The 10,254-nt window shown below is 42.9% G+C and carries 7 protein-coding genes and 1 tRNA gene; 5 read left to right on the top strand and 3 right to left on the bottom strand.

Annotation, left to right across the window (positions count from 1 at the left end; translation table 11 throughout):
* Nucleotides 1–468 precede the first annotated feature (468 nt).
* The 3 genes from Q1A23_RS18090 to Q1A23_RS18080 all read right to left on the bottom strand — a co-directional run bounded on the left by Q1A23_RS18090 (nucleotide 469) and on the right by Q1A23_RS18080 (nucleotide 5,699).
* Complete coding sequence (locus Q1A23_RS18090; protein ID WP_299826042.1) at nucleotides 469–1,383, bottom strand: pirin family protein; 915 nt, start codon at nucleotides 1,381–1,383, stop codon at nucleotides 469–471.
* A gap of 408 nt (nucleotides 1,384–1,791) precedes the next feature.
* Nucleotides 1,792–4,380, bottom strand: coding sequence for a BamA/TamA family outer membrane protein (locus Q1A23_RS18085; protein WP_299826040.1), 2,589 nt, complete (start codon nucleotides 4,378–4,380; stop codon nucleotides 1,792–1,794).
* 287 nt (nucleotides 4,381–4,667) lie between these two features.
* Nucleotides 4,668–5,699, bottom strand: coding sequence for a zinc-binding dehydrogenase (locus tag Q1A23_RS18080; RefSeq protein WP_299826038.1), 1,032 nt, complete (start codon nucleotides 5,697–5,699; stop codon nucleotides 4,668–4,670).
* A 354-nt stretch (nucleotides 5,700–6,053) separates the two neighbouring features.
* Here Q1A23_RS18080 and Q1A23_RS18075 point away from each other — a divergent pair, with 354 nt between their 5' ends.
* The 5 genes from Q1A23_RS18075 (at nucleotide 6,054) to Q1A23_RS18055 (ending at nucleotide 10,254) form a co-directional block, all read left to right on the top strand.
* Entirely contained in the window at nucleotides 6,054–7,415 is a 1,362-nt protein-coding gene (locus tag Q1A23_RS18075; RefSeq protein WP_299826036.1) for a DUF2254 domain-containing protein, read from the top strand.
* Between the two features lie 290 nt (nucleotides 7,416–7,705).
* Nucleotides 7,706–8,791 carry an MBL fold metallo-hydrolase gene (locus tag Q1A23_RS18070; protein ID WP_299826034.1) on the top strand — a complete coding sequence of 362 codons (1,086 nt, stop codon included), beginning with the start codon at nucleotides 7,706–7,708 and terminating at the stop codon, nucleotides 8,789–8,791.
* A gap of 4 nt (nucleotides 8,792–8,795) precedes the next feature.
* The gene (locus Q1A23_RS18065; protein WP_299826032.1) at nucleotides 8,796–9,362 is read left to right on the top strand and encodes a TetR/AcrR family transcriptional regulator; all 567 of its coding nucleotides are present in this window, start codon (nucleotides 8,796–8,798) and stop codon (nucleotides 9,360–9,362) included.
* Between the two features lie 133 nt (nucleotides 9,363–9,495).
* Nucleotides 9,496–9,903, top strand: coding sequence for a hypothetical protein (locus tag Q1A23_RS18060; RefSeq protein ID WP_299826030.1), 408 nt, complete (start codon nucleotides 9,496–9,498; stop codon nucleotides 9,901–9,903).
* A gap of 277 nt (nucleotides 9,904–10,180) precedes the next feature.
* Nucleotides 10,181–10,254, top strand: a tRNA-Pro gene (locus Q1A23_RS18055).

Below are 10,254 nucleotides of genomic sequence, written 5' to 3'. Positions count from 1 at the left end.
TCTGCAACTTATTTCAAAATATTTTCCTCAGCCTTTCCGAGTGCCCGCCCCTCTTTCGGAACCGGGATGCAAAGGTAAGAGTAAATTCTTAATTTCAATGGCCTGCCGCTATCTTTTTCTGCTATTTTCATCACTCCCTGATTAAATTACTGATTATCAGCTTTTATAATATCTCATTATTTTAAGATTACATTTTATAATGAGTCTCAAGCTTGAAATCCAGCTTAAATTTACAAGCGTTCATGTGACGCTTAGCACTAAGCGTCACCTATTATAATATAAGGTCCTGTTGTTTTTATCATTAATGCAGCTTCTAGCCTGATGCTAACTATTTATGTTAACAGCTCGCTCCATTCATATATTCTATTTTGATTGTAGGTCGTGAGTCTACTACTTTAATTGGAATTCATTTCTTGCATCCTAATATATGTCATCTTAATCTGGCTCCTTTCGCCTCAATTTATAAGATCATGACAATGCTTGTGGAGCAGGCCCGCCGGCTGGCTTTGTGTTTCCTTCTGGTAATGGAACATATTCATGATTATCTGTAGGAGGTAACATGATACGGCCTTGCTTCCAGTCTTCTTTTGCTTCTTCTATTCTTTCTCTTCTTGACGACACAAAATTCCACCATATATACCGTTCTCCAACTGCCTCCCCTCCTAGTAGCATTATAGTTGTTTCTTCCTTAGCAAGTACAATGGGGTCTACTCCTTTATTAAACACCAGCATTTGCCCTACTTTATACTCTCTTCCTGATACCTCAATACTTCCTCTTGCTATATAGGCTCCTCGTTCGGCATATTCTTTGGGTAATCCAAATCGTGCTCCTTTAACTAATTTTACGTGCAGGTAAAATAACGGAGAATGAGTTCTCACATTATTTTTAAGACCATAGGCTTCCCCGGCTATCAAACGCATCCAAATGCCAGTATCAGTAAATATCGGTAGTTGCTCAGGTTGGTAATTATTAAATGTTGGAGCTGCCTCTTCATCCTTCTCAGGTAATGCCACCCAAGTCTGAATCATCTCCAGTTTACCTTCTGCTAATGCTGCAGGGTCTTCGAAGCGTTCTGAGTGAGCAATACCGCTTCCTGCAGTCATCCAATTAACTTCCCCCGGACGTATTATCTGCTGAACACCTAAGCTGTCGCGATGAGTTACCTGCCCACCGAATAAATAACTTACCGTTGAAAGCCCAATGTGAGGGTGCGGAAGCACATCCATCGCCTGGCTTTTTTCAGGTGCTACTGATACAGGGCCGGCATGATCCATGAAAATGAATGGGCCAACCATGCGCCGCATTCTGAACGGAAGAATCCTTTTCACGTCCATTCCGGGAGCCAAAGATGCTTTACGGGCTTCAATTACAATATCCAGCATAGTATAAAAGGTTGAGGTGTATCTTTAGTAAAACGATAAATAAGTATAAATGGAGAACCGCTTATACTTATTTATAACTAAGTGGGTCCAAAAGCTTACTACTCTTCAACGTTCATTCTATATATTACCCCCTTCCATAGCTTCAAGAAATCAGCAGCTCTTTACTATAGCACAAGGTTTATACTTCAGAGTCTATTAATATGGATAGGCATTATAAAGTATAAATAAGCTGCTCAAGTCAATTTGCACATGCTTTGTTGCAGAATACGCATACTATAGCTACTACCCTTAGGCCCTATTCAACAAAAGAGAATGTATACTCTTATAGCTGAGAGTTAACAATTGCTCCGATACTATAGGATGCATATTATACTTCTATATATAGATAGCACGAGTATAACCTATAATTTAAAACCTAAAACCTACTGAGACATAGGGTAAAATGTCTTCTTCAGAGAACCCGACTACGCCTTGTAGCAAAATCAATTTAGCAGGAATAAGGTAAAAGCCTCCACCATACCCATCGTGCCATTTATCTGATTTTCCCCCTTCAGCCCATACCCTTCCAACGTCATTAAAGCCAATGAGGCCTACAGTTCCCGGAAACAAGTATGAGGTAAAATCAAAAAGCTTCAGGCGTAGCTCCAGGTTATGGTATAGCATACTCTCTCCTGCAAACCTGAAGTTTCTAAAACCCCGCAGGTTATCATTACCCCCCAAGTATAGAAGCTGATAAAAGCGGGGCTCTCCAAGGGTGGTACCTGCTCCGATTCGGTTTGCCAGCACGAGGTTTTCGTTTTCTTTCAGGTTGATGTAGAAACTGAACTCTGATATAGCCTGACCGAAATTTTCTTTATCATCCAGTTGCCTTAGAGCTGTAAGGGAAGTGTTCCATAACACACCATGCGATGGCAGTAAGGCATCATTTCGGGTATCAAGCGCGAAGCCTGCAACAAGGCCTGCCGCAAACTGGCTCGAGAAGATATTTTCCTGGGGGTTCTGCTCAGCATAACTTTCTATAAAACGCCCCCTGTTATCAGCAGCATCATTGTTATAATACTGCGCTACGAAACCTGCATTAATTAAGAAATTCTTGCTTATGTTTTTGTGTAGCTTTAATTGGGCGGTTATAAAATCGTAGCGTGTGCGGTAGTAGCGTATTGGCTTGCTTCCTTCCTCTATAAATTCGGTTTCATTGCCTATGCCAAAGAAGTTGCTGGTATTATTCGGCGCCCTGCCATCAAGGTCTATGCTAAGGTCGCTTTTACCGATTGCATCTGTAAATAAACCATTGTAGCTAAAAAAAGTGGCGTTTGTGGCAAGTGCATGCCCAAACATAAGCTTATGCCTGGCAGCAAAAGGATCTTTCCTGAACCCTTGCTTTGTATATATAAAGCCCGCTCCCAGCAGTACGCCATCATCAATGTTATAGCCAACAGTAGCCTGGGGCATCAGGATATTATACTTGAAAGACTGCGGATCAAAATGATTAACGGTAGTATCAGGAGCAGTTTTGATGCGCGCCAGACCTGCATCCGGAAGAATGTTTTCTTTGTCTGATCTATCGTAGATGTATAAGTTGCCTTTGCTCGTGAAGCGCTGCTCAACCTGAAACTGATCTTTCTCCTTTCCACCGATCAGGCGCACCTTTATCGGAGAATTATGACTGCCTGTTACAGTAAACACATCCTCGCCAGCACGACCATATAACCTAAGCTCCTTGGTAATTTCAGGGTTAAACCTGCGCTGGTAAAGTAATCGTTCTTTGGTGCCCTCTTTTTTTATTTTATAGATGTCAACGGCAATGCTGCCATCTTCTTCATACTTTAGTTCTGAGTGTTCGTGCTTATCAGACAAAGGAATATCTACTTCCCTGGCCAGAAATTTATAGTAGGCTAGTGCCGTTTTGCCGAGATTATTACGGCGGGCAATCATTTTTCTAACAAGCTCATCGCCAGACTCGGCATAGATGTTTGCAGGCATCCGCCTCACAGCCCGTTGAATAAGTTCGTCTGTTAATGCCTGCTGCACAAAAGCAATTTCCCTTTTCCAGTCTTCTTCATCAAGCTCAATCAGGAACAAGCGGTCAAAGTAACGCGCATTGAAGTTAAACCCTTCTATATCTCTTATCTCACTATCAAAACCTTGGAACTTAGGCATTATCCACTTCCGGGAGCCTATTTTAGGAATAATCCCCTCATTGATGAAAAATATCTGGTCCCTGTCGCGGGGAACGGGTAAGTATAAGTCTCCTATTTCATCTTCTACCTCTACCCAGCGCCATTGGTCCTCGTGCCTGTCCCAGTCGCCAGCAATTATATCGAGTAGGCGAGCACGTAGCACAAGCTGCTGGTTTACGCGGTTGTCGTTGTCCTCCTGCAGTTTCTCTAATACTTTCTCTGTGTTATCAGTATCTTCAGCCTCCAGCGGTTCACGTTCCTCAAAAAGGAAAACCTGGTTAGCAAAGTCTTTCCGGTACTCCCCAAGGGCAGGGTCGTCTGGCAAGTATACTACTTCGGGGTTAGCGTGCGGCACACCTATGGCCTCTGCCAATGGCGGCACAACGAGTGCCCCAAACGGATGAGAGGCAGAGATCTGATCCTGAACTATTGTCTTGGCTACAGTAGCCCTTAGGTTTTCTGGCAGCGCCAGTTCCGGGTCTTTTTGAATGGTTCGCAACACCCATTGGTTACTGTCCGCATCCTGCAAGCGAAGGGATTTGGTCTGCTGCCCTCCTCCTTGTTTTAAGATAGTCATGCCTCCTTTTTCCTGGCTCAGGTTAAAAACCCGCATCTTTACAGGAGTGGCCCATAGTTTCCGGTAGTTTTCCCCGAACCACTTACGGTGTGACTTGCTTACATCATCATATTCTGGTGCGATGGCGACAGTTATACTATCATTTGTAGTGTGTGCCTGTGTATAGCCAGTATTACCTAAGAGCAGCATTATACATAAACTGCCCCATATTTTTAATGCTTGTTTATACTTCTTGTTCATCTAGGTTATCGTGTATTCTATCCTAAGCTTTCAAAGCTTATCAGCCCATTACGTAATACAAGTATAAATTGGATAGATTTAGCGCATTAATGAACAAGCTAGGTAGTGGTAAGGGCAGCATAAAGGCTACTGCTCTCAATAATTGCATAAATAAAATAGCACAACAGCTAATACAGCGGGCAATTCCTCTATAAAATTCTCTAAAAGTGATGCTTTTGACGATGCGTTTCGATCATCGATCTTTTTTGAGGGGAAGTTTATACTTCTTTTAAAGGAGCAGTATGATATTAAAGCGTAACCACAACTTTACCTATAGTCTTGCCTTGCTGAAAAAGAAGAATTGCCTCGTGCATCTTATCAAAAGTATAAGTATGGCCGATATGCTGTGGTTTCAGCTGTAGCTGCTGTAGCTGCTGTAGCTCATCCAGCAGCTGGTGCATCATACTTGTTTGCTCATAAAGGTATATCAGGTTAAAGCCCATCAGCGATTTATTTTCGGTGGGCAATCGCAGCGGGTCAATTTTCGGGCGCCGTAAAAACTTCCAAAGCAGCTTGGGGTAATTAGGCCTCGATCCATGGCTGGTAAAGCTTGCGTTGCCATACACAACCATTCTGCCCATTGGGGCCATTGCTTCCCAGCCTTGCTTTAAAATTTCACCCCCGACACATTCCATTATTAGCTGCAGCGGCCTATCCCCTACTGCCTGCTGTAAATTGTTATAAAAATGCTTATCCCGAAGTATAACTGTATCGTAGGCTTCTTCTTTAAGAAGGAAGTCTACTTTGTTAGGCTGCCCTACTGTGCCTATCGTATAAGCGCCAAAGTTCTTACAGATCCGGTTGGCAAGTATACCCACTCCGCCAGCAGCGCTATGTATAAGCACGGTCATGCCGCTTTGCAGGTTTCCTAACACTTTTAGGGCATAATACGCTGTAAGCCCCTGCACGAGAAACCCTGCGCCCTCCTCATACGTCCAGGCCGGTGGCAGCGCAATCACATAGCGATGATCGATATTGATATGAGAGACATAGCCGCCAAATCTTGTTACGCCCATTACCCTGTCCCCTATTCTCCATTTGCTCACCTGAGGGCCAACAGCAATAACTTCACCCGAAAACTCGAGCCCGGGAATAAACGAACCCTTTGGGGTGGCGCTGTATAAGCCCTGCATTGCAAAAATATCAGCGAAGTTTAACCCGACAGCTTTTACTTTAACACATACCTCTTCGGGAGCGGGTGCAGCAAGTTGTTCTGTTTGCAGGCTCAGGTCGTTAATGGAGCCTGCCTTAGGCATTCGGTATACTTGGCGTTCTGTCATAAATTATACTTTGTGTTATGATATATATTCTAGTTTGATTTGCCGCACAAAACACGAAACTACCAATAGCTCATACTTTACGGCATTGCAAGCCAGATTTTAATCTTCTACCCCACACGCTAAACTGAATAATAAAGCAGTACGGGCAAAATCATATTCAACTTCATCAAACTGGGTTCATGGTCATTTTCTTGGCTGGTTTTGCTCTTGCGGCTCCTGAAAACTTGCAGCTTGGGTTAGCTAAAAATATTTGTAGCATGCTCCTTTATTTTAGTTACTCCGTTTAAAGGCCAAAGTATAAGTATGACACATGCAATTTGACTGGTATCACGAATAAAGACCTTAGTCTGACGTATGGCTAAATTAACCACAAAAACTTACAGAGCGCACGCCACCATTGTAAATAGCATTGCATTTTTGCCATCCTTAATCTCAACTGGCTTCTTTTTGCTGGCGCTGTACATGCAGTACTTCGAATCGACGCCCCTAAGCAAGGCAATGGAAGATAAACTTCCTTTCGGCAATCTACAGGATGAGGAAAACGCACGCTTGATTCTAAATACGCTTGCAGGAGGCACGATCTCTTTAACCGTTTTTAGCTTCTCGATGGTAATGATTGTGCTGAACCAGGCATCCAGCAATTTGTCTCCCAGGGTTATACCGGGGCTGACAACGGCCAGGTCGCACCAGGTTGTGTTAGGCTTTTATATTGGCACCATTATTTACATACTGCTACTGTTGCTTCATTATCAGCCACAGGCAAGCAATGCAAAAACACCTGTCTTAGCTATACTTCTGGGCCTCGTGTTTGGCATTATATGCCTGGTGCTTTTTGTATACTTTATACATACCATTTCCAGGGCCATACAAGTAGATAACATACTTAACAGTTTATTTCAGAAAGCTGTAGTGGCGCTGCAAAAAGAGGCTGATGCATTTATGCAAACTTATACCTCCTTCAACACAAACGGCGAGGCATTCAAGTATAAATTGAGGAACAACCAAAGTGGCTATTTAAAGCAGGTGAACATGACAGGGCTACAGCAAATCGCTAAGAAAAACGGTATGCAGCTGGAGATACTTGTAGAGGTTGGATCATTCATTGTAGAAGGCATCCCATTAATGCGTTTAACTAAGGAAGTGACGGAAGATAACGAAACCGAGGAAAAGCTGCAGCAATGTTTTATCATAAGCCAGGAAGAGGTGGTGATGGAAGATTATGAGCAAGCGGTAAAGCAGATCTCCGAAATTGCTGTAAAAGCATTAAGCCCGGGCATTAACGACCCCGGAACAGCCATAAAAGCAATCGATTTCCTGACATTGCTGTTTATACACAGGCTAAAACTAAAAGATAGAAACTGCCTGCTTCACGAAGAAGAACGCGTGCAGGTGATCGATAGGATAGTAACGCTTGATGAATTGCTGCACCGCTACCTTAGCCCCATCAGGACATATGGCAAAGGAGATTTCCAGATAAATATACGCCTGCTCAGGTGCCTGCAAGGTCTGCTGTATCAGCAACCATCCGATGAACAGCTAAACTTTATAAGGGCACATGCCTTAGCAGTAGTTAGTGATGCACACAGAGCGATTGAAAATGAAGTAGATAGAAATAAAATAAATGAACACATACAGGAATTTAACACCCTGTTGCCTGATAGGCTAAAACTTGGCTTACTCAAAGTAGACATAACCTCAAACACAGCTACTGCATAGAATACTGCTCCAGCACTTACTCTCCATAGTTCTGGGTGCAGCATTTCAACAAGCCTACAAGTATAGTATACAGGTGAGATATGGTAATAGCCAGCTCTTCACCTGTTAAGCTCATCAACCTAACTGCATCATCCAAATAATACAGGTTACTAGAAAGTGGTATAGGCGTATGTAAATGAATTATAAAATCACGGAACTTGCTGCCTTAGATAATAGTTAGTACATTACTGACTGATTAGTCAGTTTATAGTAGTAGGAACCATACGTACATGAAGCTTCTTAAAAAAAGTATGATAGCAGCATTTATTATAACAGCCGTTTTATCTGTTGCAGGTTTCCTGTTTATGCAACAAGATACCTTTGGTAAGGTCCCGAATGGCAAGCGGCTGGAACGCATCAAGCAATCTCCAAATTATAAAAACGGTTCGTTCCAGAATTTATCAGAAACACCTGTACAGGCAGAAAACGCATCAATGACGGGTATGCTTTACGATTTTATAAATAAGCCCAAAAATACGGTGCCGCCTCAGCCTGTACCCTTTATCAAGTCTGATTTGAAAGCAGCAGCAGCGGAACCGGCCATTTATTGGTTTGGGCATTCATCTTACCTGATTAAAGCCCATGGGTATACTGTTCTGGTGGATCCGGTGCTAAGTGGTTATGCCGCTCCGGTTTCGTTTATGGTCAAATCTTTTGCTGGAGCAAATAATTACACCGTTTCTGATCTGCCAGAAATTGACATGCTGGTAATCTCCCATGACCATTACGACCATCTTGATCATGAAACAATTGTGGCCCTTAAAGATAAGGTAAAGCACTTTTACGTACCGCTGGGTGTTGGCGCGCACCTGGAAGAATGGGGTATACCTGAGGCCAAGATTACTGAACTGGATTGGTGGGAAGACGCAGCTTTTGATGAATTAACCCTAACAGCCACTCCGGCCCGCCATTTCTCTGGCCGGGGGCTTTCGCGGGGTAAATCGCTGTGGGCTTCGTATGTGCTGCAAACTCCAAAGTATAAAGTATACATCGGCGGCGACTCAGGTTACGATACTCATTTTAAAAGCATTGGCGATAAATTCGGGCCTTTTGACATAGCCATACTCGAAACAGGGCAATACAATAAAAACTGGCCTTACATACACATGATGCCAGAGCAAACAGTACAGGCTGCACAAGACCTGCAGGCAGAGGTGTTGTTTCCGGTGCACTTAGGTAAATTTGCCTTAGCGCTGCACACCTGGGACGAACCACTACAACGTGTTGTAAAAGCTGCAGAAGAGCAGCAGGTAAAAATTACTACTCCTATTATTGGTGAGCCAATAGTTTTAGGCAAGCAGTACCCAAACCAACGTTGGTGGACAAGCAAAAAATAAGCGCATGACTGATAAAAGACAACGCATACTGGCTGCTGCCCTACAATTGTTCTGCCAAAATGGATTTCAGAATACATCCACAGCAGCTATATCAAAGCAAGCCGGCGTAGCAACAGGTACGCTGTTTTTATACTTTAAAAGTAAAGACGAACTTATAAACTCGCTTTATAAAGAAACCAAAAATGCCTTTGCAGGCTATGTGCAGCAGGGCATTAACGCCGAGGCAACAGTAAAAACACAATTGCTGCAATCCTGGCGCAACGCTGCCAACTGGGCACTCGAACATGTCAATCATTTTCGTTTTTTGGCAATGTTTGGTAACTCCCCTTTCATTGCCAGTTTAACAAAAGAAGAAGCGGCCAATGAATTTATTTTTTTGCAAGACCTTATTGCCAAGGCTGTCACAGAAGAATGGGTAACTACCATAGACCTTGATCTTTTTCTTGCTCTCTTTAGCGGCCAGTTGCATGCCACCGTTAGTTACTTAAACCAGCATGCTGGCCGTGTAGATAAAGATTCTGCCATTCAGCAAGCTTTCGACGTTTTTATAAAAGGTATAAGCCGCCATTAACTCCATATCTCCTTATAGCAAGCCTCTTCATGGACCAACTTCCTAAAGCTCCATCAGAAATTTATATTTCAAATTATACTTTTGCTTTAGCTGCTGATGCAACACTTTAAGAAATAAGCAGTTAAATAACATCATGATACTTTTTCGCAACCACTTGATAGAACTTGACTATGCTACGGCACAGGATATCCTGTATGCCACGTGGCAGGAAAGGAAATCATACAATGTTGAGGAAGTAAAAAATGGGTTAAAGCAAATTCTTGGAAGCGCTAAAGAGCACAAGATAAAACGTGTACTCCTTAACTTTTCAAACAACATCAAAGCGCTAAGTCACCAGGAGTATGCCCTTATAATTGCGCAACTAAAGGAGGGGTTGCAACCTACTCCTATTCAGAAATTAGCTTGTGTCGGGCCTAATGAAAAAGAGCGCGAAGAAAAGGTCGATTCACCGTTTCAGGCAAACAAAGGCAGTATTGATTTACAGATGGAGTTAAAGTTTTTCCCTAATAGGGCGCTGGCGCTCCATTGGCTGATGTCGTAGCAAATGGCACTCGTTCCTGCAATGCACGGGCACTAAATAAGGTTAAAATAGCTATACACTTTCCGCTTAGTTATTAGCTACCAGTTTATCGTAAAGTATTGGCTGCCATAACTAAAAGCTGAAATCCAAAGTTATGCCTGGGATATAAGTTTAAAGACACGCTTTTTAAATATGCTCTTATACTCCTAAATCGTTTGGAGATTAAAATTGGATTCGTACATTTGTGGCCGCTACGGTAAAAAACTAAAGCTAAAGCCGCTGTTTTTTACTGTTTGTTCGGGGTGTAGCGTAGCCCGGTATCGCGCCACATTTGGGATGTGGAGGTCGTAGGTTCGAATCCTGCCACCCCGA

Source organism: uncultured Pontibacter sp. (assembly GCF_947492645.1).
Classification (GTDB): domain Bacteria; phylum Bacteroidota; class Bacteroidia; order Cytophagales; family Hymenobacteraceae; genus Pontibacter.
Note: the sequence above shows the minus strand (reverse complement) of the source record. Positions and strands in the feature narration are given on the sequence as shown.

Excerpts from the sequence above, each read along its gene's own strand:
- Q1A23_RS18060 (WP_299826030.1), top strand. The coding sequence starts at position 9,496 with ATGATACTTTTTCGCAACCACTTGATAGAACTTGACTATGCTACGGCA.
- Q1A23_RS18070 (WP_299826034.1), top strand. The coding sequence starts at position 7,706 with ATGATAGCAGCATTTATTATAACAGCCGTTTTATCTGTTGCAGGTTTC.
- Q1A23_RS18075 (WP_299826036.1), top strand. The coding sequence starts at position 6,054 with ATGGCTAAATTAACCACAAAAACTTACAGAGCGCACGCCACCATTGTA.
- Q1A23_RS18065 (WP_299826032.1), top strand. The coding sequence starts at position 8,796 with ATGACTGATAAAAGACAACGCATACTGGCTGCTGCCCTACAATTGTTC.
- Q1A23_RS18090 (WP_299826042.1), bottom strand. The coding sequence starts at position 1,383 with ATGCTGGATATTGTAATTGAAGCCCGTAAAGCATCTTTGGCTCCCGGA.
- Q1A23_RS18085 (WP_299826040.1), bottom strand. The coding sequence starts at position 4,380 with ATGAACAAGAAGTATAAACAAGCATTAAAAATATGGGGCAGTTTATGT.
- Q1A23_RS18080 (WP_299826038.1), bottom strand. The coding sequence starts at position 5,699 with ATGACAGAACGCCAAGTATACCGAATGCCTAAGGCAGGCTCCATTAAC.